The organism is Candidatus Binataceae bacterium, assembly GCA_035650475.1.
Lineage (GTDB): Bacteria > Desulfobacterota > Binatia > Binatales > Binataceae > JAKAVN01.
This window is the reverse complement of sequence record DASRHP010000012.1, coordinates 899,755-924,105: the sequence shown is the minus strand read 5'-3', so window position 1 is coordinate 924,105 and position 24,351 is coordinate 899,755. Positions and strand designations below refer to the sequence as shown.

Genomic DNA, 24,351 nt, shown 5'->3' with positions numbered 1-24,351 from the left:
CCGTGGAGCTATTCAACCAACTCGACCTGACCGAGCTTTTGCGCCGTGCGCTGGCTGAGGACCTCGGCCAGGGCGATGTTACCACTGCCGCTACCGTGGCGCCGCAACAGTTGGGACGGGCGAGGATCGTGGTCAAGGAGTCGCCCCACATCGTGCTTTGCGGCGGCGTCCTCATCGATCGCGTCTTCAGGCTGTCGGGCGCCGAACCTGCAGTCTCGACACTTGCCCCTGAGGGCAAGATCCTCGCGCAGGGCGCGGTTGTGGCCGAGGTTGAGGGCCGGCTCGCCGGCCTCCTGATCGGCGAACGTACGGCGCTGAATTTCCTGCAGCTGATGTCGGGAATTGCGACGATAACGCGCCGCTACGTGGAGGCGGTTGCGGGCACTCGCGCGCGCATCGTCGACACCCGCAAGACCCATCCGGGCCTGCGTGTGGTGGAAAAATACGCGGTGCGAGTCGGCGGTGGCTTCAACCATCGCTTCGGCCTCGACAGCGGCGTGCTGATCAAGGAGAACCATATCGCGGCGGCGGGGTCAGTGCGCCTTGCGATCGAGCGCGCGCGCAAGCTGGCGCCCCATACGTTGCGCGTCGAGGTCGAATGCGAAACCCTCGCCCAGGTCGAGGAAGCGCTGGCCGCCGGCGCCGACGCGATCCTGCTCGACAACATGCCGCTCGCAGCGATCCGCCAGGCGCGTGCACTCGCACCCGCTCCGGTTCTGCTCGAGGTTTCCGGAGGCGTGACGCTGGAAAGTGTGCGCGCAATTGCCGAGGCTGGGATTGACCTGATCTCGGTGGGTGCGCTCACGCATTCGGCGCCAGCGGTTGACCTCAGCATGCGAATCGAGCCGCCTTAGAATCAGACGCCGCGTCGCCGGCGAAAATCTGACAGGAAGCAGAACGATGCCCACGCGCCGAAACTCGCGTCGTAACTCTCAGCGCTCCGCCAATCCGTACGAGGCGGCCGCCGCCGGGCGTCCGGCCGGATCGATCGGATGGCGCGTTCACTATTTCGAAGAGCTGGAATCGACGCAGGAAACCGCGAGGGCGCTGGCCGCCCAGGGCGCGCTCCACGGTGAAGTTGTGGTCGCGGAGCAGCAGAGCGCGGGGCGAGGGCGGATGGGCCGGCGATGGCACTCGCCGCCCGGCGTCAACTTTTACGGAACGTTCATCCTGCGCCCCGACCTGCCGGTGGCCGAAGCCGCCCTGCTCAGCCTGGTGGCGGGTGTCGCGGTGGCCGAAGCGATGGAGAGCGTGGCGCCCGGCATCGTCGCGCTCAAATGGCCCAACGACGTATGGCTTGCCGGGCGCAAAGTGGGCGGGATCATCGCCGAGGCGGTAACCGACACGCGCCAGCGCCTGGCCTGCGTGTTGCTCGGGATCGGGATCAATCTGAACCTCCCGCCCGAGCAGATTCCAGACGACCTGCGCGGCAAGGCGACCTCGGTACTCGCCGCAACCGGCCGACCCTGCGACCGCACGACGCTTGCCGCCGCGCTTTTTTCCCGTCTTGACACTCGCTATATGGAGACCCTGAGCGGCGGTTTCGCCGCGGTGTGGCCGGCATGGGAGCGTTACTCGGCGCTGACCGGTCGGCGTGTCGCCGTCGTTGACGGTTGCAACCGCCTCTGCGGCACGGTCAGCGGGATCGCAGCCGACGGCGCGCTCTTGCTGGATACAGAGGTGGGGACGCTTCGGGTGCTGGCGGGTGACGTAACCGTTGAGGGCGCGTACGATTGAGGCAGGGAAGCGTTGACGGTCGCGTTAGCCCACGATCCGCGGCCCGCGGCACGGAATTATCACGCGTAGCGGGAGCGCTGGACACGACCTAGAGAACTTGGCCAGGAGCAAAGCGTATGGCTGTGGAGGAAATCGGGCGCCTCAGAAACATCGCGATCGTCGGCCAGGGCGCCACCGGCAAGACCCAGCTCGCCGAGGCGATACTGTTCACGGCGGGGGCGGTGACCCGCCTGGGCCGCCCGGACGACGGCACCGCGGCGATGGATTTCGAACCCGAGGAGCTCAGCCGCCAGGTTTCGATAAACTCTTCGTTCCATCACTTCAACTGGAAGCGCAACGAAGTGATCTTCGCGGACACTCCCGGCTATTCGGCGTTTCTGCCCGATACGTTTGCGACGATGCGCGCGGTGGACGCCGTAGTCTTCCTTGCCACTCCGGGCGGCGACCTTAAGGTCGAGTCGGAAAAAATCTGGGAAGCGACCGGACGTTTGGGCTTGCCCCGCATTTCCTTCGTCTCGCGCCTCGACCGCGAGCGCACCAGCTTTGACGCGGCGATGGCCGATCTCGAGAAGACCCTCGAAGCGCATCCGGTCGCGCTCACGCTTCCGATCGGCGAGGAAGCCGGATTCAGCGGTGTCATCGACCTGCTGGCGATGAAGGCCCTGTCGTACGTCGATACTGGCGGCAAGGCGAAGGAAGAGGACTTAACCGGCGATCTGAAGGCGCGCGCCGAGGCAGCGCGGACGCGGCTATGCGAAGCGGTCGCTGAGACCGACGACGCACTGCTCGAAAAGTACCTCGATCAGGGAGCGCTGGAGGACGAGGAGCTGCGCGCGGCGCTACGCGCCGCGGTGCTGGGCGGCAAGTTGACGCCCGTGCTGTGTGGCTCGGGAACTAAAAATATCGGTGTCGGACCGCTGCTCGACGCCGTGCTTGCGCTGCTGCCGGCTCCCAACGAACGGCCGGCGCGCCAGGGGATTGACGGCAACGGTGCGCCGGTCGAACGCGCGCCCGACCCGGCGGCCCCGTTTTCGGCCTTCGTGTTCAAGACCGTGATCGATCCGTTCGCAGGCAAGCTGTCGATTTTCCGCGTCGTATCCGGCCGCGCCAGCAGCGACGCCAGCGTGCTTAACGCGACGCGCGGCGCGCGCGAGCGCTTCGGCCAGCTGCTGCGGCTCGAGGGCAAGAAGCAGGCGCCGATTGCTGCCGCATTGCCCGGCGAGATCGTCGCCGTCGCCAAGCTCAAGGACACTACCACCGGCGATACGCTATGCGACGAGAAATCCGTGGTGATTTTCCCTCCCGCTGAACGGCCTGCCCCTGTCATATCGTTTGCCGTGCGGCCCAAGAGCAAGGGCGACGAAGAGAAGGCCTCGCAGGCGCTGGCGCGTTTGGTCGAGGAGGATCCCGCGCTCGAGATGCATCGCGATCCGCAGACCCACGAGATCATCCTCTCCGGCACCGGCCAGATGCATATCGAAGTGACGGTCGAGAAGCTCAAGCGGAAATTTAATGTAGAAGTTGAACTTCAATCGCCCAAGGTGCCCTACAAGGAAACCATCAAGGGGCGCGCCGAGGCTCAGGGCAAGTACAAGCGCCAATCCGGCGGCCGCGGACAGTACGGTGACTGTTGGCTACGCGTCGAGCCGCTGGCGCGCGGCGGCGGCTTCGAGTTCAAGGACGAAATCGTCGGCGGTGTGATCCCGCGCCAGTTTATCCCGTCGGTCGAAAAGGGCGTGCGCAACACCCTGAGCGAGGGCTATCTGGCGGGCTACCCGGTGGTTGACGTGAAGGTGTCGGTTTACGACGGCAGCTTTCACGCGGTGGACTCCTCGGACATGGCGTTCCAGATCGCAGCCTCGATGGGGTTGAAGGCGGCGTTGGAGAAGGCGCGCCCGATCATCCTCGAGCCGATCATGGCGCTGGAGGTCGCGTGCCCCGAGGAATGCATGGGCGACGTCATCGGCGATCTCAACTCGCGTCGGGGCAAGGTGCTGGGGATGGATCGCAAGGGGCAGAGCCAGGTGATTAAGGCGCTGGTCCCGATGTCGGAGATCCTGAAGTATGCGCCCGACCTGCGCTCGATTACCTCGGGGCGTGGGTCGTTCGAGTCGCACTTCTCGCACTACGAAGAGGCGCCAGGACCGATCGCGGACAAAATTATCAAGGAAGCACGCGAAGCGCGCGAGGCTGCGCAAAAGGAGCGCGCCCACGCCTGAGACATTACGCGCCGGCTCCGCGACGCGTGGACGCGCGTGTAGGGCTTGACGATGGCATCGCAACTTGGAAAAGCAATTATCGCGCTGGGGCTCATTCTGATCGTGCTCGGCGCGGCGCTATGGGGACTTGGCTCGATACCCGGGCTGGGCCGGCTGCCCGGCGACATCTACGTGCGGCGCGGCAATTTCGCGCTGTATTTTCCACTAACCACGGCGATCGTGATCAGTGTCATCCTGAGCCTGTTGCTGGCTCTGTTGAGGCGCTGAGGCGTGGCCGACGAGGTCAAAGTCACAGACGCGGCGCGCGAGGCTGAGCTCAAGCGCCGCCGGCGCGAGCTTATCGCGGTGGGCGTGGCGGCGGCCGTGCTGGTCGCCTTCGTGCTCGCCCAGACCGAGTTGCCGCCGCTCAGCCGCCACACCTCGCTGGTTTCCAACCTCGTTGTAATCCTGCTGTTCGACCTCAGCTTCCTGTTGCTCGGCCTGCTCCTGCTGCTGGTCGGACGCAACCTCGCCAAGGTCATCTTCGAGCATCGCCGCGGGCTGATCGGCTCGAAGTTCCAGGTCCGCCTGGTGCTGGGCTTTATCGCGGTGGCGCTGGTCCCGAGCGCCTTCCTGCTGGTGGTTGCGGGCGCCTTCCTGCACGCCGACGTCGGGAGCTGGTTCAACCCCGAGTACGAGCGCGTGCTCGACGACTCGCTCGACATCGCCAAGGTCTATTACCTTAACTCGGCCAACAATGCGGCGCACTTCGCGCGGGTGCTGGCCGGCGAGATCGCCGCCCGCGGCCTGCTCAAGCCCGACCAGCGGGCCGCGCTGAAGACGTTCGTCGAGCAACGCCAGCAGGAGTACAACCTCGGTACAATCGAGGTCTTCGACCGCGAGCGTCGCCTGTTGCTGCTCGCGCTGAGTCCCAAGACCCCGACTGGAATCGGCGTCGCGCCAGAATCGCCGCTACTGGCGCAAACCCTGAGCGGACACGCGACAACCCGCACCGACAGCCTGGGCAAGTCGGACATCATCCGCGGCAGCGCGCCCATCTACACTTCCGCGGACTCCGACGCGGTGATCGGCGCGGTGGTGGTGGACTATTTCCTGCCGCGCAGCCTGGCACAGCGCGCCGCCGGCATCTCGAAAACCTTCGAGGACTACTCCCAGTTGCGCATTCTTCATCAGCCCATCCTGCACAGCTATTTCCTGGCGCTGACGCTGATCGGGCTGGTCGTGGTGCTGCTGGCGAGCTGGTTCGGGATGTTCCTTGCGCGGGGCGTCACCGGACCAATCAAGCTGCTCGCCGAAGGCACCCAGGCGATAGCCCACGGCGAGCTTGACTATCAAATCCCGTCGGTCGGCGATGACGAGATTGGCCAGTTGGTCCTTTCGTTCAACCGGATGACCGCCGATCTGCGCGCCTCGCGCGCCGAATTGGAGCGCCGCCGTTCATACACCGAAACGCTGCTGCGCAACGTCAGCGCGGGGGTTATCGGCCTCGACGAGCAGGGGACGGTCACGGCAATCAACCCGTGCGCGGAGCGGATGTTAGGGCTGAAAGCCGCTGACGCGCTCGGGAGTTCATGGCGCGCGGTCTTCCGTCCGGCCCTGGCGCAGGCGCTTGACGAGATCTTCGCGCAAAACCGCCATCCCCACGAAGCGCACTCCTCGCTCAAGCTGGAGCCGTTCAACGGCGGCGGCGAGCATGAACTGATGGTGACGGCGAGCGCACTGGGCGAGAGCGGCGAGCTGGGCACGGTGCTGTTCCTGGAAGACGTAAGCCAGCTCGCCAAGGTCGAGCGGATGGAGGCGTGGCGCGAGGTCGCCCGCCGCATCGCGCACGAGATCAAGAATCCGCTGACGCCGATCCAGCTCTCGGCCGAGCGGCTGCGCCGTCAACTCGCCGCGGGCGCGGATGGCGAGGCGGGCAAGCTGCTCGAAGAGTGCACGCGCACGATCATCAGCGAGGTCGAAGACCTAAAACGCCTGGTCGCTGAGTTCTCGGCCTTCGCCCGGATGCCCCATCTCAACCCGGTGCCCGGCCACTTGAATCCGCTCGTGGAAGAGACCGCGGCCACGTTTCGCGAGACCAACCCGGGCGTCGAATTCGCTGTCGAGCTGGCGCCGACGCTGCCGCGCATCGCGATCGACCGCGAGGCGCTCAAGCGCGCGCTGGTCAATCTGATGGAGAACGCGGTGTACGCCGCGCGCACGGCCAACCCCAACGGCGGCGAACGGGCGCGGGTGGAGCTGCGCACGGCCTTCGACGCGCTCAGCGGAGTGGTCACCCTGGAAGTTTGTGACAACGGACCCGGAATTGCGCCGGCGATGCGCTCGCGTATCTTCGAGCCCTATTTTTCGACCCGTAAGGGTGGCACCGGCCTGGGCCTGGCGATTGTCTCCGCTATCGTCGCCGACCATCACGGCTTCGTGCGGGTGCGCGAGCGGGCGCCGCGGGGAAGTAGATTCGTGCTCGAATTTCCTATAAAAGACCAGCAATTCGCGAACGTTCTCAGCTAGCGCGCATTTCGCGCGGCGCATCCCTTCTAAACAGGAAAAAAGCGTGAACGAGACCGTATTGGTGGTGGATGATGAGGAGCGGATCCGGTCCTCGCTGCGCGGCATTCTGGGCGACGAGGGCTTTCGCGTGCTCGACACCGGCGACCCCGCCGGCGTGATGGAGCTGATTGCGCGCGAGCACCCGGCGCTGGTCCTGCTCGATATCTGGATGCCAGGTATCGACGGCATTGAGCTCCTGCGCCGGATCAAGACTGAACGTCCCGAAGTGCGCGTGATCATGATTTCCGGCCACGGCAATATCCAGAGCGCGGTCGCCGCGACCCGCCTTGGCGCGGCTGACTTCATCGAAAAGCCGTTCTCTGTGCACGGGCTGCTCGCTTCGATCGCGCGCGTGCTCGAGCGCGAGAACGGCGGCGTGCGGATGTCCGCCGGCGGCGAAGCGGCGCGCGTGCCAGCGCTTGCGCCTGTGCGCCCTGCGCTGGGCGGCCGCGCTCAACGCACACTCGCGCGCCCGGTGGTGGCGGGGGGACAGGGATTACACAGCGGGCTCAAGACCGGCGTGATCCTGCACCCGGCGCCTCCGGGTAGCGGCATCGTTTTTTCCTCGCTCGCCGACGAAACCACGATTGTCGCGCGCCTGGAGAACGTCACGGACACCGGCTACAACACCACGCTGACCGCGGGCGGACGCTCGGTGCGCACGGTCGAGCACCTGATGTCAGCGCTGCACGGGATGGGTATCACCAACCTGCTCATCAAGACCGACGACGAAGTGCCCGCGCTCGACGGCTCGGCGCTCGAGTTCTGCCGCCAGATTGCCGAGGCGGGTGTTGCCGATCAGGACGCGGCGATCGAGCCGGTGCGCGTCGCGCGTCCGATCGCAATCGGCCACGACGGCGAATCGATCCGCATCGAACCTGCCGATTGTCTTGTCGTCGACTACACGCTTGAATATCCTGCGCCGATCGGGCGTCAGAGCGTCCACTTTGAACTGAGCTCGCCCGAGGCGTACGTGCGTGAGATCGCGCCGGCGCGCACTTTCGGCTTCGTGCGCGAGTTTCATAAGCTCGCCGAGATGGGGTTGGCGAGCGGCGGCCGGCTCGACAACCTCATCCTGATTGACGACCAGAAGGTCGTAAACACGACGCTGCGTTTCAGCGACGAGTTCGCACGCCATAAGGTGCTCGACCTCATCGGCGATCTCTATCTGCTCGGACGACCAGTGGCAGGGCACGTGATCGCGCGCAAGACCGGCCACTCCGACAATCTTGCCCTGTTGCGTGCGATCAAGGCGGCGCTGTAGAAGCCGCGCGGTGGACGACCGGCGCGCGGTGCGCCACAATCGTTACGCGCGGGGCGTACATGCGCCCGGGCCGGAACCACACTGATGGAGCTCAAAGACAAGGTTGCGCTGGTCACCGGCGCCGCGCGCCGCGTCGGCCGCACGATCGCGCTTCGCCTCGCCGGGCGCGGCGCAAAGCTGGCTGTGCATTACAATCGCTCGCGCGCCGAGGCCGACCAGGTGGTGGCCGAAATCGAGCGCGCAGGCGGCCACGCGCGCGCCTTCGGCGCCAACCTCGAACGCGTCGCCGAGATCGACCGGATGACCGCCGAAGTGATGGCTGCCTTCGGCCGCATCGACGTCCTGGTGAACTGCGCTTCGATCTTCTACCGCAGGCCGCTGGAAGAACTGACCGAGCGGGACTGGGACCTTAATCTTGACGTCAATCTGAAGGCGCCGTTCTTCCTGGCCAAGGCGGCGGGTCTCGCGATGCGCCGGCAGGGCGCGGGGAAGATCGTCAATATCGGCGACTGGGCCGGCATCCGGCCGTACAACAACTACCTGCCCTACACCGTCTCCAAGAGCGGGCTCATCGGGCTGACCCGCGCGCTGGCAAAGGCGCTCGCACCGGAGGTGCAGGTCAACTGCGTCGCACTGGGCCCCGTAATGCCGCCCGAGGACTACAGCGCGGAGGAGAACGCGCGGCTTGCCGCGGCGACCCTCACCAAGCGGCTCGGCTCGCCCGAAGACGTCGCCAACGCGGTGCTCTTCCTGTGCGAGGGCACCGACTTCGCCACTGGCTCGACGCTGCTGCTCGACGGCGGCCGCCTGCTCAACTAGACCGCCTTGGCTCCGCACGCCCGCATGTCGCTCGCCGATCGCGACTACCGAATCGTCCCGCTCAAGCGGCGGCTCGCCGTACTTGCAAGCGGCGGGCTGGACAGCTCGGTGATGCTGGCCGATCTGGCGCGGCGCGGGCGCGAGGTCTTTCCCGTTTACATCCGGGCCGGGCTGTTGTGGGAGCGCCACGAACTACCCGCGCTGCGCCGCTTCGTCGCGCGGCTTGGCATGTCCAACGTGCATCGGTTGACCGTGTTAGAACTGCCGATGCGCGACGTCGCCGGCAGTCATTGGACAGTCACCGGGCGCCGCGTGCCTGGCTACAAGGCGGCACTGTCGTCCAACTACATCCTCGGGCGCAACTTGAGCCTGCTCGCCAAGGCTGCCGTGTTCTGCGCACACAACCGGATTGGGGCGATCGCGATGGCGCCGCTGGAGAGCAATCCGTTCCCAGACGCGCGTCCGGAGTTCTTCCGCGCGGTCGAGCGCGCGGTGCGGCTCGGCGCCGGGCTGCCGCTGCGCGTGCTCACGCCGTACGTCGGGATGACTAAGGCCGACGTGATTCTGCGCGGCGCAGGCCTGCCGCTTGAGTTCACGATGTCGTGCGCGCGACCGCAGGGAGGGCGCCATTGCGGTGCCTGCACCAAGTGCGCCGAGCGGATCGAGGCGTTCCGCGCGGCCGCGGTTGCCGATCCCACCGATTACATACGCCGCCCACCGCCCAGGTAGCTAATTCGCAGTCGTCGGGACAGGCGCGGGCTCGAAACGCGCCGTACACGGCGGGCCGGGCGCGAAGAAGTGATTGATCGCGCCGCGCTCGCGCCCGAGGAAGATCATGCTCGCCGAACGGGTGCCGTATTCGCCAAGGTGCAGACACAGCGAATTGGGCCGCCCCGAACGCGGGTCGAGCTGGGTCGAATGGTCGGCGAGCAAGCGCGCCAGTTCCTCGTGCCGGCCGACGGGATCGCGCGCGAATTCGGGCGAGGCGCCGAGCGCGGCGAAGCGCTCGTGCGAGCGGCTGATTCGCGGGCACTCGAAGTCATCGAGGTCGAGGTTGGTCAGCAGGTGCATCCCCGGCATCAGCTCCACGATTTCGATAACGCCGGCGCGGTTGTAGGCGACGAAGGTGCGCTGGCGCGATGCGACCAGTAGATTAAACGGGTTGTAGTCGGCGCCCTTCTGGCTTCGCACGAAGGCCATCGCCTCGGCGGCGCTGCGATGGCGCAGCGCGTCTAGGCAGAGCAGCCCGCGCGAGCGCAATGCGGGATTGTTGGCGCCGTTGTTGGCCGCGCGCCGGTTGAGCAATCCGGCGACCAGGCCGTGCTCGTTGATCCCCAGCCAGGTGCCGTGCGCAAGCAGGTCCTTGCCGCCGACCACGTGCGGCCGCTCGAGCAGGGTGGTCGGAGGGAGCGCTGGGCGCGATAGGTACTCGTCGCGGTTGGCCGCAATCACGACCGGGAGGTCGGCAAAGACCTTGAAGTAGATGGCCAACGTGCACATCGACGCTCAAACTTGGCAAAACCCGCCCGCGTCGTACAAGAGGGCATGGCGACGCCACCGGGGCCGCTTCGGCGAAGCCCCGGATTTAAAGGAATTCCAAGGAAACAGACGCCTTGCGACTCAGTTGAGCGTGTAGCCGAATTCGTCGAAGAGGGCCGACCATCGGCGCTGGACAAGCGGTTTCCAATCGTCGGCTGAAGCGAGCGGGCGAGGAGAGTTGCAGTCCATATATCGACCGACCTTGTCCAGCGCGGACGAAGGGTTCCCGAGCATCAGTCGTTGGTAGAGGCGCTCGATTGTGCCATGCGGATCCGCCACCAAGTCCTCGTAGCGGACCGTCGCGGCCCTGTCCTCCGGCAGTCCACGCAGACCATGCTGCAGCTTCCGCTCCAAGGCCAGCCCCGCCTGCAGAACCCTTTCGACTAAAGCGTCCTGGCCAAGCGGAGGCGTCAGCGCGTAGCGCTCCCACATGCTCTGCCAGAGCCGGAGTGACGAGGAGAAGACGGCGCATGGCTCGCGCACGACGCGAATAAACGATGCGTCGGGAAAAAGAGTGTTCAGCCTCGCGATTCTGAGCGAATTTGACGGCGACTTGACCGCCAACCGCCGGCCGGCGCCGCTGACGTATGCAGTCGCCTTGAGAATCCACAACATCGCGCGGTCCCATCGACGCCGCTCCCGCTGTTCGAAAAGGTCGGGATCGCTGAGCGCCTCGAGCCGATTCATCGCCGAGGGAAACATGAAGGCTTCGTAAGGCGACGTCGCCCCCAGGCAGAGCAGCGCGAATTCTTCTTCCTGCGGCGAGAAGGCCGAGACCACGATGTCGCCGGTCGGGCGCACAAGCTGCCTCTTAGGGGGCGCGCCGTGACGCGCGAGCAGAAAGTGATGCGGATTGAAGCAGGCGTAGTTGTCGGGTGCGGCGAAGCGTTCATCCAGCGCGAGCAGTTCGTGCAAAAGGGTTGTGCCGCTGCGCCAGTGGCCGACGATGAACACCGGCGATTTGACCTCGATCCGCTCCAGCGCGCGGCCGTACATTCGCTCCTGAAGCGCCCCCAGCATCGAGAACGCGCCACCGGCAAGACAGAAGCGCAATGCGAGGCCGCGGGCCACCGGCGCGCGATTGCGGTTGCGGATCGCGCGCCATGCGGCGAGGTTAAGGTTGAATACCGGCCGCGACCAGGAGCCTCCCGGACTCATCGGCGGTTGACCGGCGAGGCGAGATTGAGCGCGCCGCCGAAGCGCCGCCGGATCTCGGCGGTGAGCGCCTTTGTCAGTCCGGCCGGGCGAAGCACGGACGTGCCATGGGTTTCCTGCGGATCGCGTGCAATATCGAAAAGCTCCGCGCGGCCAGAGGGGAAGTGCCAGACCAGATGCCAGGGGCCGGAGCTGGCGGCGATCGCGCCGACGGCCGGCCGTTCAAACGCGTCCGACTGCGCAAGATACATCGAGAAGGCCGGTTGCGGGGCCGCCGCCGCACCGGTGCTGCCAATGAGCGGATGGCCGTCCATCCACGAGGGCTGCGCTATCCCGAGCAGGGCGAGCAGCGTGGGCGCGACGTCGGTCAGGTCGCCGTCCTCCTTCACCACGTAGCCGTGGCGTTGCCCGGGCAGCGAAATAAGCAGCGGGATGTGGGTCTCGGCATAATGCAAGTCCGGCGACTCGTGCGTCCACCATCCGTTGGCGAAGTTCTCGCCATGGTCGGAGGTGACCACCACAATCGCATTGGCGTCGCGGCCGCTCGTCCCCATCCAGTTGAGGAACTCGCCCAGCTCGCCGTCGCATTCGGCGATACTTTCGTCATAGCGCAGCCTGAGCTGATCGATCTCGTCTTGCATTGACGCTGGATAGGACGGACCGACCGCTTTCCACAGATACTGCACCTGCGTCGTGTAGGCTAAGCCTGCCGCAAACCGGCCGCGGAAGCGCGCGTCGGTCACGTACGGGGCGTGCGGCGGAAACAGGTGAATCCACAAAAAATAGGGCTGGTGCGCGCCGCGGATAAACTCGCGTGCCGCGTCGAATACCGGGCGCGGCGCGACCCAGGGCGCGCGGTTGAAGCGTCCAAACAGCCAGCCGAAGTTGCGCAGCGCGTTTACAGCAAGCCCGTTGGCGATGTCGAACAGCAGACTGTTACGCAATTGCATCAGGTACGTGCCCGCAGCGAACCACGGCGATATCGGCGGCGCCGGCAGGCTGGTGAAGGAGTCCGCAATGCGCAGAACTAGCGGATGCGCCGCCGGATTGGTGACGATCGCGGCGGTAGTGTAGCCGCGCTCGCGCAAAAGCCAGGCGATATTCTGCGAGCGCATGCGATGGGGGATATGCCCGTAGAGCTGGAAGACATGGTTGGTCAGCGGATATTGGCCGGTCAGCAGCGACGCAACCGCGGGCGTCGTGAAGTCGGAGCTCGAATAGAAATTGATGAAGTTGTAGCTGCGGCGGGCCAGCCGCTCGAACTCGGGCGTGGTCGGCAGCCGATAGCCGTACAGCGACATGTCCTGCGCGGCCAACGCGTCGAAGCTTATCAGCACGACGTTGGGCTGACGCGGCGGATCGCCTGCGACGCTTCGCGCGCTCGGTATCGCGTCATAGCTGCGCCATCCGAAGGCGCCGCCAAGGACGCCGACCAGCAGGAGCGGGCAGATTGTCAACACCCTCTGCGCCGAGCGGTTCAGGTTATTCAGCAGCGCGAAGGCCCGCCCCCATCCGAAGAAGCTGAGCGCGATAACGGCGGCGAGCGCAACCGTGGCCTCGATGCTCGCATTGGCGATCGGGCCGACCATCGAATCGAGCGGGCTCATCAGCGCGTAGAGCGCAAAGCCGATGCTGAGCAGCGCGAAAAGCCCCGCACTGATCGCGTCGGCGCGCTCGCTGCAAAGCCCGAGCGCACGTCCCGTCGAAAGGATGAACGCGAGGCACGCCGCGCATACAACCTGCAACAGCACGAACGCGGTCAGGTCGAGCGCAAGCTCGGCGACGGCGCCGCCAGGCGAAAGGAAGTAGGACAGTCCGCGAAGCTGCTGGGACACGAGGACCGGAGCGAAGAAAAGCACGGTCGGCACCGCGAGGCTGCGGAACAGCAACCACCATCGCGCGAGCATCGCGGCTTACTTTCCGGCTTCGCGGGCGGCTTCGCGCGCCCGGTGTCCTTTGAGTCGATCGCGGACGGATTTGAGCCGCCGCCTAAGTTCCTTGCGACAATAGAAAACGAACGAAAGAAATACCGCCACCAACGGCGCCAGAATCTGGGAGAGGAACCCGCCCGCGTTGGGGTCGATGTAGGCGAAGGACTCGCCGCGCCACGACAGTACCAGCGCGATCCCGATTGCAGCGACCAGAATCATCGAACGGGCGACGCTTGCGCAGCGCAGGTCGACCGAACCGGCGCACCACGCGTCGCGGCTCAAACTTGGCAAAAGCAGCCTGCGCTGCACAAGTAGGGCAGGGGGGATGGGGCGCGCTTGCGCATAGCGGGGGCAAGGACCGACGCTTTGCGATAGACTTTAGACGTGGCTCGGATGGCGCGCTACGACGTGGTACTGATTGGCGGCGGCGTGGTCGGCAGCTCGCTCGCGATGGCGCTGGGCGAGCGCGGCTTGCGCGCGGCCGTCGTCGATATCGACCTCAGCGGTCGGCTCAGTTCAAGCGAGAAGAACGCGGGCGGCGTGCGCGCGACCTGGTGGCAGCCGGTCAACGTCCGACTCTGCCGCGCTTCGATCGAGTACTACGAAACCGTCCGCGACGAGGTCGGTTTCCGGCAGAAGGGTTATCTGTGGCTGTACGACGCGGAGACCTGGCCCAAGGCCCTGGCCCATTTACCGCTTCAGCGTGAACTCGGCCATCCGATCGAGGAATTGGACGCCGGCGCAGTTAGTCGCCGGGTGCCCGAGATCGACCGCCTCGATGGAATCGCCGGTGCGACGTTCTCGCCCGCCGACGGGCTGATCAATCCCAATCTGCTCAAGGAGCACTACCGCTCCCGCTCGCGCGCGCTGGGCGCCGAATATCTCGACTCCGTCTTCGTGCATGCCATCGAGGCCGGCCCGAGCGAGGTGCGAATCGGATGCTGGCGGGCCGACGAGCCGCTGTCGGACGAGGCCCTGATACGGATGATGACCGAGGACGGCCCGGGCGAGGCCGCCGCCGGCCATCTGTTCGAGCTTGCGGCGGACGCGGTCGCGATAACCGGCGGCGCATGGTCGCCGACGGCGCTTAGGCTGGTGGGCCTGGAAAACCTGAGCCAGCCGATTCGGCGCCAGATCTGCCTCGTCGATAATCGCGCGACCAACCTCGCCGCCTACGGGATGATCGTCGATACTTCGGGCGTGTACTTCCACAACGACGGCGCCTACATCCTGGCCGGCTACTCGCCGCCCGAGGAGCCGCCCGGCTACCATTTCCACTACGACGGCGAGCGCTTCTTCCTCGACGAGGTCTGGCCGCGACTGTACGCGCGGATGACGTGTTTCGAGCGGCTGCGCCACGTGCGCGGATGGGCGGGGCTGTACGAGGTGTCGCCCGACCGCAGCGCGATCATCGGGCGCGCGGCGCCGCGGGTGTACGAGGCGCACTCGTTCAGCGGGCGCGGCGTGATGCAGTCCTACGGGGCGGGACAGGCGCTGGCCGAGTTGATTGCCACCGGCCGCTACGAGCGCTTCGACGCCGGCGCACTCGATCGCGCCCGCTTCGCACGCGGCGAGCCGGCACTTGAGGAACTGCACATCTGAGACGTCAGCCCCCGTTTTAAAGCGCGTCCGGCTCGTGATAAGCATTGACGATTGCGCGGCAGCCCCGGGGCGGTAGCCGCAGCGCCGAGGAGGATGAATGTTTTCGTCGATCGATGACGTAATCGAGCGCTTCGCCCAGCAGCGCTACATCGCCAGCCGCCGCATCGCGACCGTCGTGTACCTGGCCGCCGCGCTCAAGAAGCCGATCCTGGTCGAGGGCCCGGCGGGCGTCGGCAAGACCGACCTCGCCAAGGTGCTCGCCGCCGCGCTCGGTCACACCCTCATCCGCCTGCAATGCTACGAGGGACTCGACGAGGGCAAGGCGCTCTACGAGTGGGAGTACGCCAAACAACTGCTCTACACGCAGATCCTCAAGGACAAGATCAGCGAGGTGCTGACCGGCGCGCAGGGGCTGGCCGCCGCCGTGGACCGCATCGCCAAGGAGGACGAGGTCTTCTTCTCCGAGCGCTTCGTGCTACCGCGGCCGCTGCTCAAGGCAATCACCGCCGACGAGCCGGTGGTGCTGCTGATCGACGAGATCGACAAGGCCGACGCCGAGTTCGAGGCCTTCCTGCTCGAGCTGCTCTCGGACTTCCAGGTCACCGTGCCCGAGATCGGCACCTTCAAGGCGCGCCAGCTTCCGCTGGTGGTGCTGACCTCGAATAACGCGCGCGAGATGTCCGACGCGCTCAAGCGCCGCTGCCTGCACCTCTACATCGACTTCCCCGACCGCGATCAGGAGCTCGCGATCATCAAGCTCAAGGCGCCCGAGGCGGCCGACAAGCTGGCCACCGAGGTCGTCTCGGTGGTGCAATCGCTGCGCAAGCTCGACTTGAAGAAAACCCCCGGCATCAGCGAGACTATCGACTGGGTCAAGGCGCTGACGCTGCTCAACGTGCAGAGCCTCGACCAGGAACTGGTCAACGAGACCCTCGACACGATCGTCAAGTACGAAGGCGACGTGCGCAAGGCGCAGGACGAGCTCAAGGAGTACGTGCGGCGGGCGCGCGCGCGGCGCGGCAGCGACGCTGGGCCGGCCAGCGACAAGGACCTCCTCAACTAGCGCCCGATTGCCGGCCGCCGCCGCCCGCGGAGCCACGATGGAAGACAAGCTGGTCGAATTCGCCAACCTGCTTCGCCAGAACGGCGTGCGGGTGTCGCTCGCCGAGACGCTCGACGCCCTGGGCGCGGCCAACATGACTGGCCTCGGCGAGCGCGACGCGTTTCGCGCCGCGCTGCGGGCCACGATGATCAAGCGGGCGAGCGAGCTGCCGGTTTTCGAGGAGCTGTTCGACGTCTACTTCTCCGGGCTTGGCGAGATCATCAAGCAGGCCGGGCAGGCCGTGCAGGACGCGCTCTCGATGTCGGACCAGGATTTCCAGAAGTTCCTGGACGAGGTCGAAGAGATGCTCAAGAAGGAAGGGCAGAAGCTCTCGGAGCTGGCACGCGAGCTGCTTCAGAACCGCTCGGGCGCGCTCGAGAAACGCCTGCGCGAGGCCGCCCGCGCGGTGCGCCTGCAGGGTATCGAGCGGACCATCGAGGAGAACTACTTCGCCCGCGCGCTGGCGCGCGCGCTTGGCCTGGACCGCCTCGAGCAGGAGATCCGCGAGCTGCGCGAGCAGATCCAGAAGATGGAACTGGGCGGGGCGTTCAAGGCCCAGCTCGAAAAGTACCTCGAACGCCGGCTCAAGGCCCTCGACGATATCGTCCGCCGCTACGTCCGGATGGAGCGCGAGAAGCGCGACCTCAAGGCGCGCGAGGAGCAGCGCCTCAACCAGCTCTCGGACAAGAGCTTCTACTACCTGAGTGACGAGGAGCTGGACAAGATGAAGGAGGCGGTCGCGCGCCTGGCGCAGCGGCTGAAGAACGTGCTCGCGGTACGCCGCAAGCGGACCAAGAAGGGCCGCTTCGACATCAAGCGCACGCTGCGCAGCAACCTGGAGTACGGCGGGGTGCCGTTCAAGCTGCGCTTCGAGAAGCGCAAGCGTGAGAAACCGCAGGTGGTCATCCTGTGCGACGTCTCGGACTCGGTGCGCAACGCCTCGCGCTTCATGCTCCAGTTCGTCTATTCGCTTCAGGACCTCTACTCGCGCGTGCGCAGCTTCGTCTTCGTCTCCGACATCGGCGAAGTCACCGAGCACTTCCGCACCAACGATATCAAGGACGCGCTTGACGCCGCGCTCAAGGGCGACATCATCAACGTCTACGCCCACTCCGACTTCGGGCGCGCCTTCCGCAACTTCGTCGCCGACCACATCGGCGCGGTCAACAAACGCACCACCGTGATCGTGCTGGGCGACGCGCGCAACAACTACAACCTGCCGCACGACTGGTGCCTGCGCGAGATTCGCCAGCGCGCCCGCCGCATCATTTGGCTCAATCCCGAAAGCCGCAACACCTGGGGCTTCGGCGATAGCGAGATGGAGCGCTACGCCGTGCACTGCGATCTGGTCGAGGAGTGCCGCAATCTCAACCAGCTTTACCGCGTCGTGGACCATCTGGTCGCGCGCTGAGCGCGCGCCTGGCCGCGCTCTGGCGCTCACTCAGGTTGACCGCCGTGCGGCTTTGGTCCAAGATAAATGTGTGCCGCATTGAGCGTTCGCATGCGCTCGGGCGCGACGCGGGCTACCCGGCTGGAGTAAAGAAATTCGCCATGGCCGCGCAGAGGGAAGATTTTATTCTGATGATGGTCGGCGGGCTGACCCTCGATCCGACCACCAAGATGCCGATCGTCGTGCTCAAGGACCCGGACAACAAGCTCAATCTACCCATCTGGATCGGTCCGCTCGAGGCGGCTTCGATGGCGACCGAACTGGAGGGAATCCGTCCGCAGCGCCCGATGACGCACGATCTTTTGCGCAACGTCCTCGGTGAGCTGGGCGCCACGGTCGAGGCGGTCGAGGTCACCGAGCTGCGCGAGAACACCTACTTCGCGCGGATCATGATGCGCACGCGCGAAGGGCGCGAGATGGAGATCGACTCGCGCCCCTCCGACGCGATCTCGCTCGCTCTGCGGACCAAATCGCCGATCTACGTGGCCAAGAAGGTGCTCGAGATGTCGAGCGAGCTGCGCGAGCAGGCCGCCGAGCCCGCTAGCGGCGCCGATCAGAACCTCGCCGGCGTCTCGCGCGACAAGTGGTCGGAAATCCTCGAGCGGATGTCGCCCGAGGACTTCAAGTACAAGATGTAACTTGGCCCCCGCGTCTCCCGCGCGCCGGCGCGGCGGCGCGTCCACAGACCCACTTGGCGACCCGCCGCAAACTCAGCCGCAAAGAACTCAAGCAGCCAGACGAGTTTCAGACCGTCGTCGAAACCGTCAGCACGTTCCTCGAACTTCATTTGCGCGAGGTGCTGCTCGCAACCGGCGCCCTGATCGTTATCGCCGCGGTCGTGCTGGGCGTTTACTACTATGAGGCGCGCCGCGCGCGGCTGGCTGGGGAGCGCTTCGCGCAGGCGTTGAGCCAGCTCGAACAGCGGCAGTACCCGGCCGCCGAGGAGGCGCTGGGCAGGCTCGCGGCCGACGAGTCGCATCGCGCGGTCGGCCGGCTCGCCAACCTCTACCTAGCCAGCGCCTACCTGGCGCAGAAGGAGCCCGCCAAGGCGCGCGACGCGCTGCGCACCTACCTCGACCGCGGCGGCGATTCGATTTTTCGTGACACCGCCCTCAACAACCTCGCCGTCGCCTACGAACAACTCGGCGACTACAAGCAGGCCGCCGACGCTTACCGCGAGGCGGCAAAGCTAGCGGGGCCCGGGCAGGCGAGGGCGGAACTGGGCGCGGCGCGGATGCTGCTTAAGGAGGGCAAGCGCGGCGACGCGATCGCCGCCTACCGCGCCTTCGTCAGTGCGCATCCGTTTGCCGCCGAGCGCGAGAGCGTGCGCGAGACGCTTGCGCGCCTCGGCGTCGCGCCGCCGGGCGCGACGCCCGCACCGTCGGTCCAGCTCATCAAGCCCGCCAGCGTGCCGGCGCGCTGATTGTCGTCAGCGGGGCAGGGCTTCGCTCCTCCCGCCAAAGCCGCTTTGCCAGCTCCCGGCTCGATGCTCTCCATCCAAAGAGTTCAATCGCGTCGCGTGACGCGAGCGCTCTCCACCCCTGGACGAAGCGAGCAAACGCGAACGGAGTCGAAGGATCCCGGACGGCTGCGCGCAAGCGAAGCCGATACCGGTTCGCGAAGCCTCGCTTGTGTGCCGCCTGCGCTCGCGGCGCCGGAAGATGAAGCGCTTTGCGCGGCGCTACTTCTTCGCCTCGCGCTGCTTGAGCTCTGAATCGATCACTGAAGCGAAGGTTTTGTCGGAGGGGAGCCCGACCAACTCGATCCCGTTGACCAGGAAAGTCGGCGTGGAGTTGACGCCGATTGCATTGCCGTCGGCGCGGTCCTGGTTGACCTGCGCCTCGGCCGAGTCGCCGGCGATACAAGCGTCGAGCGCCGCCTCGTCCAGCCCGAGCTTCTTGACCTGACCGGTCACGTGCTCGCGCAGGTTCTGCGGCGTGATCTCGCCCTGGTCGCGGTAGATATCGTCGGCGAAGGGCCAGAACGCCTTGGGGTTCTGGCGCCGCACGCATTCGGCTGCGAGCGCCGCCTGCATCGCCCACGGATGAATGTTGAGCGGGAAGTTCTTGAAGATCAGCCGCACCTTGCCCTTGTAGGTCGTGTTGACCACGGTCTCGATGTCGCCGAAGGCGCGTGCGCAGTAGGGGCACTCGAAGTCGCCGAACTCGATAATGGTCACCGGCGCGTCCTCGGGGCCGAGCGTCGCGCGGTCGGCGAGACGCAGCTTGCTTGTGTCAACGCGCCCCCACGGGTCTTTGCTGAGGTCGAGCAGGCTGCCGACAAGCGCTTTGCCCGGCGACTCGGTGATCAGCTCCGAGCGCGGCGGCGAATTGGCGGGCGCGCCGACTGCGCGCAGCGGACGCGTCCACAGCCCATGCACGGGTCCGGGGGTGGCGGCGCCGATATCGATGTCGCTGATGATCGCCGTCTTCTGGGCGGCGTCGGTATAGAGGATGAACTTAGCGGTCTGGCCGCTTTCGGCGTGCAGAGTCACGACGCGGCTGAAGAGCCCCTTGATGTCGGACGGCTTGCGGGGGCCGAGCTCGACGTCGGCGGGGCTGCCGAGGCGGAAGTGATGCTGGATGAAGACTTGCAGATGCTGGTCGCTGCCGGCCGCGGCCTGGCTGGAGGCTTCGGCGGCGGCGCGCCCGCCGGTGGCCAGCGCTGGGACAGCGACAAGTCCTAGCATCAGCGCGCATGCGAGCGCCCACGTGAGTCCGTTCGGTCTGGGCTTGGGCATAACGGCATCCAATCATAGAGACGCGGGAGCGGCCGCGCCAGTACCGGACTAGGCCGGCGCCGCCACGCGCCACCCGTGGACGATTAAGCGCTTTATTGTACGAGCCGACAGTTCGTATAAGAAATATTATGTCAACTTGCCGAATGCTCCGGGGATGCCTCGGTTAGTGCTGTGCTCCACGGATGCGCTCGGTTAGTGGGGCGAGCGCAGGAGACGAGCGAAGCCGGCTGCAGCTGCTCAGCCCGGCTGCACCATCGCGGCCCTCCCAGGCCGATGCCGCCAACGCGGCTATTCGGTCTCGGACTGTTGCTGGAGGCGCTCGATTTCCCTGCGCTGGCGCTCGATCTCCTGCTGTTGCGTCTGGAGTTGGGACTGGGTCTGTTGCTGCGCGGCTTCCTGGTTCTGCATCTCGTTTCCCACCGCGAAGCCGCCGACTCCGCCCAGCGCGCCGCCGATTGCCGCGCCCGCGCCCGGCGCGCCCACGGCCGCGCCGATAATTGCGCCGGTTGCCGCGCCGAGTCCGCCGCCGAGCAGGGTCCCCTTCTCGCGCGTCGAGAGCGGCTGCCCGCTGCATCCCACAGCGGCGATCACGCACGCCGCCGCAAAAACTAGCACAAACGCCTTTCTCGACCGACGATCCATCGCAAAGCCTCCTTCGCTTCGCGTCAACTTGTCGGACGTTCTATGGTTGCGATGACGCGGCGTTGCCTGCGGGCAAGCCGGCGATCGTTTTGCCGTCGGCGCTGGCGAGCGCAAGACCCGGATTGCCGTTGGACTTGAGATAGAGCTGGGCGCGCTCCTTGCCGTTCTGATCAAACAGGGCGAGCGCGGGCTGCCCGGTCGCGGGCAGGCCGAGTCCCGCGCGCGCCTTGCCCGACTGATCGTAGAGGGTGAGACTCGCCTCGCCGTTTGGCGCGGCGCTCAGCCCGGCAAGCTGCGTGCCGTTGGGCCCATAGACGGCGATACCGCCGCGCCCGCCGTGGCTTTGGCCGACCACCGCGCGCCGCCGGCCCATCGCGTCATAAAACGCGACCGCCGACGAACCGTCGGCCATCGTCTTGAGCTCGGCGCGGCTCCTTCCGGCGGCGTCGTAGAGTGCAAGAGCGGCCATCCCGCGCGCCGTCACTTGCATCAGGCCGCGCTGGCTGCCGTCGGGCGCGACCAACTCGAATTTCTCCGCGCGAACGACGCGGCTATGGCGGGCAGCGGCCAAGGCGTCGGCGCGCGGCCAGAAATGCGTGGCGAGCCCGCTGCCGACGATTCCGCCGAAGAAGAGCGCCAACAGGCCGTAGCAGTGGTTTGCATGCTTCATGACAGGTCCCTCCCTCCAGGACGTTGGAATTGCGCGCTCACTGGATAACGGGCGTCCCGCGCGTGGTCAGACGCCATCCCCCGGATGCGCGTAACCGGTCACGCCGCAGCGCAGCCCTACCCGATCGTACCGCGGATCGGCGCCCTCGCGCCGCATCGGGGCGTTTGATTGTGCGAGTGTGACCAGTCTCCTACTTTCGTAGCGCTTTCTCAAATTCCATATTGCGCCGCGCCCGAGAGAACGCTGGCCGAGTTCGAATTGCTACCGGGCGTTGTCGCGTGTTCGGCCCGGATTTGCCGTTGCTCGCGCCCGCGCCTGGCGCGTCGCGCGCGGCTTGCGCCCGAGGTCGGCCAGCGTGCGCCGAATCGCGAAATTGTCGGGCGCAAGCTCACAGGCGCGTTCCAGATAGGCGACCGCTGCCGCTGTGCGCTCGGAAGCTGCCGCGACGCGGCCAAGCTCGTGCAGCAGCTCGGCGCTCTCGCCACCCGCCTCACGCGCCCGGCACAGCGTCCTAAGCGCTCCGGTCCAGTCCTCCCGCGCGGCCAGCAGGGTGGCCATCCCGCGCAAGGCGGCGACGTTCAGAGGATCAAGTTCGAGTGCTTCTTTAAATAAAGACTGGGCATTGCGCCGCGCTCCCTTGTGGCTGAGCGCGTCGGCAGCCAGCGCCAGCCGCGTCGCCTCCTCGGCAAGCCGCCGCACGCTGACTTCGATCTCGATCTGCTCTGCGCTCGCTTCGGCGCGCACGATTTTGATCCGCGGACCGAGGTACTCGCGCAGACGGTCGATTATTGTCTCGTGGTCGCCGCTTGCCGCCTCGAGGAAGGCGAAGCCCAGCGCATCGCCGACGTGGTCGTCGCGCCGGATGATCAGGCGCGACGTACTTCGCCCTCGCGCGGCGCCGCGCACGGTGCCGTCAGACGCGCTCATCGGGGTCGAAAAGCTTGCGGTACTCGTCAAGCGCGAACCGGTCTGTCATCCCGGCGATATAGTCGGCAATCACCCGCGCCAGCGGCTCGCCGTCGGCCTCGACGCGGCGCAGGATATGGTCGGGCAGTTGGTGCGGATCGCCCATGTAAGCGTTGAACAAGGCTTCGAGCACCCGCGCCGCCTTGCCGGTCATCCGGCTCACCCGGTAGTGCCGGTACAGGCGCTCGCGCATCAACTGCTTGAGCTCCTCGACCATCGGCGCCATCGCGGGGCTGAAGCCGGCAAGCGCGCGGCCGGCGCGCCGCACGTCGTCCACGCTCTGGATTGCCGCACGTCTGAGCTCGGCGTCGATGTTGGTGACGAGGTCGGTCACCATCGCATCGATCATCCGGATCACGGTCTGGTAGCGCGCGACGCCCGCCGCGGCGTGGGGGCTGGCGGCGCGGGCCGCGGCGTCTGATTCGCGGAACAGGCGCGAACGGTTAAGCTCGTCGAGCGTCAGCATCTGCGCCTTGTGCCCGTCGTCCACGTCGTGCGCGAGGTAAGCTATCTCGTCCGCCAGATCGACGATCTGCGCCTCCAGGCAGGGATAGAGCGCGGCGTCGAACTCCTGCGCGGCGGGGCGCGCGCGAAAGTCGGAGTGCTTGATGATCCCCTCGCGGACCTCGAAGGTGAGATTGAGCCCGCGGAAGTTCGGATAGCGCACCTCGATCCAGTCCACCGTGCGCAAGCTCTGCGCGTTGTGGTCGAAGCCGCCGTGCGGCGCCATCAGTTCGCGCATGATCTTCTCGCCCGCGTGGCCGAACGGCGTATGGCCGAGGTCGTGGGCGAGCGCGACCGCCTCTGCGAGTTCGATGTTGAGCCCGAGCGCGCGCGCGACCGTGCGCGTGATCTGCGCCGTCTCCATCGTGTGCGTGAGCCGCGTGCGGTAGTAATCGCCCTCGTGGTTGACGAAGACCTGGGTCTTGTACTCCAGACGGCGGAAAGCGGCGGAGTGGATGATGCGGTCGCGGTCGCGCTGGAAAGCCGTGCGCATCGCATGCGCGGGCTCGCTAAAGCGCCGCCCACGGCTGTCACGCGAACGCATCGCGTAAGGCGCAAGGTTACGTGCCTCGAGTTCTTCCAGCTCTTCTCTGCTCAGCAACATGACGGGCGCCGATGCCAGACTGCAGGTCAGCGCCGATGTTACCACGCAACCGCGCGGGTCCTGAACCGCACGGCTTTGCGGCTGTCAACAGACGCGCTCGCGGCGCGGCAGACCGGCTTCTGCGCGTGGCTCGTGCCGTCTATAATCGCGCGCAGGAGGCGGATGTGGTGGTGCGGAGGCCTGGGCGGCTGAGTGGCGCGTTCGTGGGCGGCGCGGCGATCGTCGCGGGATGCGCGATGATGGCGGGATGCGCCGCGCGAACGCCGCCGGTGGCTTTCACACCACCGCCGGCTCCGGGCGCTCCCGCGCCGATCCGTTCGGTCGTCGGCGTCGCCTCGTGGTATGGCCCCGGCTTCCACGGCAAACCGACTGCGAACGGCGAGATTTACGACCAGGCGGACCTCACCGCGGCGTCGAACATTTTTCCGCTCGGCTCGCTGGTCGTGGTCACCAACCTCGACAACGCGCGCGCGGTCGAGGTGCGAATCAACGACCGCGGGCCGTTCGTCAAGGGACGCGCGATTGATCTCTCGTGGGGAGCGGCGCGCGCGCTTGGGATGGTCGGGCCGGGGACGGCGCGGGTGCGGATGGACCTGGTGCAGACGGTGGCTGCCGACCCCGCCGGGCGCCCGCAATACTTCGTTCAGGTCGGATCGTTCGCCGCGCCCGCCAATGCCGAGCGCCTGCGCGCGCGGCTTGCCGCCTCCTGGCGCGACGTCAGCGTCGACGAGCTTGCTACCGGCGACAGGCGCTACTACCGTGTGCGGATGGGCGGGTTCGCGACCCGCGACGAGGCCCGGGCGCGTGCGGCTCAGATGGCGCGCCTCGGCCTGCCCATCATAATCCTCAACGAATGAAAC

At 66.6% G+C, this 24,351-nt stretch carries 23 protein-coding genes; 14 read left to right on the top strand and 9 right to left on the bottom strand.

Annotated elements, in window-relative coordinates:
• The first annotated feature begins 2 nt into the window (after nt 1–2).
• The 8 genes from nadC (at nt 3) to VFB33_15835 (ending at nt 9,315) form a co-directional block, all read left to right on the top strand.
• Nucleotides 3–854, top strand: a complete 852-nt coding sequence (nadC, locus tag VFB33_15870; GenBank protein ID HZO83173.1) for a carboxylating nicotinate-nucleotide diphosphorylase — start codon at nt 3–5, stop codon at nt 852–854.
• 46 nt (nt 855–900) lie between these two features.
• On the top strand, nt 901–1,737 hold the full coding sequence (locus tag VFB33_15865) for a biotin--[acetyl-CoA-carboxylase] ligase (GenBank protein ID HZO83172.1): 837 nt from the start codon (nt 901–903) through the stop codon (nt 1,735–1,737).
• 116 nt (nt 1,738–1,853) lie between these two features.
• Complete coding sequence (gene fusA, locus VFB33_15860; protein ID HZO83171.1) at nt 1,854–3,956, top strand: elongation factor G; 2,103 nt, start codon at nt 1,854–1,856, stop codon at nt 3,954–3,956.
• Between the two features lie 51 nt (nt 3,957–4,007).
• Nucleotides 4,008–4,223: a DUF2905 domain-containing protein gene (locus VFB33_15855; GenBank protein ID HZO83170.1), complete on the top strand. Its 216-nt coding sequence runs from the start codon at nt 4,008–4,010 to the stop codon at nt 4,221–4,223.
• Between the two features lie 3 nt (nt 4,224–4,226).
• On the top strand, nt 4,227–6,464 hold the full coding sequence (locus VFB33_15850) for an ATP-binding protein (protein HZO83169.1): 2,238 nt from the start codon (nt 4,227–4,229) through the stop codon (nt 6,462–6,464).
• 43 nt (nt 6,465–6,507) lie between these two features.
• On the top strand, nt 6,508–7,767 hold the full coding sequence (lpxC, locus tag VFB33_15845; protein ID HZO83168.1) for a UDP-3-O-acyl-N-acetylglucosamine deacetylase: 1,260 nt from the start codon (nt 6,508–6,510) through the stop codon (nt 7,765–7,767).
• Nucleotides 7,768–7,851: 84 nt separating this feature from the next.
• A complete protein-coding gene (locus VFB33_15840) occupies nt 7,852–8,586 on the top strand; it encodes an SDR family oxidoreductase (protein HZO83167.1) in 735 nt (244 codons plus the stop codon).
• A 24-nt stretch (nt 8,587–8,610) separates the two neighbouring features.
• Entirely contained in the window at nt 8,611–9,315 is a 705-nt protein-coding gene (locus VFB33_15835) for a 7-cyano-7-deazaguanine synthase (protein ID HZO83166.1), read from the top strand.
• Here the strand turns inward: VFB33_15835 and VFB33_15830 are convergent, their stop codons facing one another.
• The 4 genes from VFB33_15830 to VFB33_15815 all read right to left on the bottom strand — a co-directional run bounded on the left by VFB33_15830 (nt 9,316) and on the right by VFB33_15815 (nt 13,502).
• Complete coding sequence (locus tag VFB33_15830; protein HZO83165.1) at nt 9,316–10,086, bottom strand: NRDE family protein; 771 nt, start codon at nt 10,084–10,086, stop codon at nt 9,316–9,318.
• A 120-nt stretch (nt 10,087–10,206) separates the two neighbouring features.
• Entirely contained in the window at nt 10,207–11,283 is a 1,077-nt protein-coding gene (locus tag VFB33_15825) for a sulfotransferase (GenBank protein ID HZO83164.1), read from the bottom strand.
• Nucleotides 11,280–13,187 (bottom strand): sulfatase, encoded by a 1,908-nt coding sequence (locus VFB33_15820; protein ID HZO83163.1) that lies wholly within the window; start codon nt 13,185–13,187, stop codon nt 11,280–11,282. Before VFB33_15820 ends, VFB33_15825 begins: the two co-directional genes overlap by 4 nt.
• Nucleotides 13,188–13,193: 6 nt before the next feature.
• The gene (locus VFB33_15815; protein HZO83162.1) at nt 13,194–13,502 is read right to left on the bottom strand and encodes a hypothetical protein; all 309 of its coding nucleotides are present in this window, start codon (nt 13,500–13,502) and stop codon (nt 13,194–13,196) included.
• A 102-nt stretch (nt 13,503–13,604) separates the two neighbouring features.
• Between VFB33_15815 and VFB33_15810 the strand changes: the two genes are divergently transcribed.
• The 5 genes from VFB33_15810 to VFB33_15790 all read left to right on the top strand — a co-directional run bounded on the left by VFB33_15810 (nt 13,605) and on the right by VFB33_15790 (nt 18,788).
• Nucleotides 13,605–14,813 (top strand): FAD-dependent oxidoreductase, encoded by a 1,209-nt coding sequence (locus VFB33_15810; GenBank protein ID HZO83161.1) that lies wholly within the window; start codon nt 13,605–13,607, stop codon nt 14,811–14,813.
• A 97-nt stretch (nt 14,814–14,910) separates the two neighbouring features.
• Nucleotides 14,911–15,876 carry a MoxR family ATPase gene (locus tag VFB33_15805; protein ID HZO83160.1) on the top strand — a complete coding sequence of 322 codons (966 nt, stop codon included), beginning with the start codon at nt 14,911–14,913 and terminating at the stop codon, nt 15,874–15,876.
• A 37-nt stretch (nt 15,877–15,913) separates the two neighbouring features.
• Complete coding sequence (locus VFB33_15800) at nt 15,914–17,326, top strand: VWA domain-containing protein (protein HZO83159.1); 1,413 nt, start codon at nt 15,914–15,916, stop codon at nt 17,324–17,326.
• Between the two features lie 140 nt (nt 17,327–17,466).
• Nucleotides 17,467–18,003: a bifunctional nuclease family protein gene (locus VFB33_15795; GenBank protein HZO83158.1), complete on the top strand. Its 537-nt coding sequence runs from the start codon at nt 17,467–17,469 to the stop codon at nt 18,001–18,003.
• 53 nt (nt 18,004–18,056) lie between these two features.
• Complete coding sequence (locus VFB33_15790; protein HZO83157.1) at nt 18,057–18,788, top strand: tetratricopeptide repeat protein; 732 nt, start codon at nt 18,057–18,059, stop codon at nt 18,786–18,788.
• A 258-nt stretch (nt 18,789–19,046) separates the two neighbouring features.
• Here VFB33_15790 and VFB33_15785 read toward each other — a convergent pair whose 3' ends face one another.
• The 5 genes from VFB33_15785 to VFB33_15765 all read right to left on the bottom strand — a co-directional run bounded on the left by VFB33_15785 (nt 19,047) and on the right by VFB33_15765 (nt 23,491).
• Nucleotides 19,047–20,105, bottom strand: coding sequence for a thioredoxin domain-containing protein (locus tag VFB33_15785; GenBank protein ID HZO83156.1), 1,059 nt, complete (start codon nt 20,103–20,105; stop codon nt 19,047–19,049).
• 288 nt (nt 20,106–20,393) lie between these two features.
• Nucleotides 20,394–20,747, bottom strand: a complete 354-nt coding sequence (locus tag VFB33_15780; GenBank protein ID HZO83155.1) for a glycine zipper domain-containing protein — start codon at nt 20,745–20,747, stop codon at nt 20,394–20,396.
• Between the two features lie 40 nt (nt 20,748–20,787).
• On the bottom strand, nt 20,788–21,417 hold the full coding sequence (locus tag VFB33_15775) for a hypothetical protein (GenBank protein ID HZO83154.1): 630 nt from the start codon (nt 21,415–21,417) through the stop codon (nt 20,788–20,790).
• Nucleotides 21,418–21,678: 261 nt separating this feature from the next.
• The gene (locus tag VFB33_15770; GenBank protein HZO83153.1) at nt 21,679–22,344 is read right to left on the bottom strand and encodes a tetratricopeptide repeat protein; all 666 of its coding nucleotides are present in this window, start codon (nt 22,342–22,344) and stop codon (nt 21,679–21,681) included.
• Nucleotides 22,331–23,491: a deoxyguanosinetriphosphate triphosphohydrolase gene (locus VFB33_15765; protein HZO83152.1), complete on the bottom strand. Its 1,161-nt coding sequence runs from the start codon at nt 23,489–23,491 to the stop codon at nt 22,331–22,333. Before VFB33_15765 ends, VFB33_15770 begins: the two co-directional genes overlap by 14 nt.
• A gap of 167 nt (nt 23,492–23,658) precedes the next feature.
• On the opposite strand from VFB33_15765, the gene VFB33_15760 reads away from it, so the two are divergent.
• On the top strand, nt 23,659–24,348 hold the full coding sequence (locus VFB33_15760) for a septal ring lytic transglycosylase RlpA family protein (GenBank protein ID HZO83151.1): 690 nt from the start codon (nt 23,659–23,661) through the stop codon (nt 24,346–24,348).
• Nucleotides 24,349–24,351 lie beyond the last annotated feature (3 nt).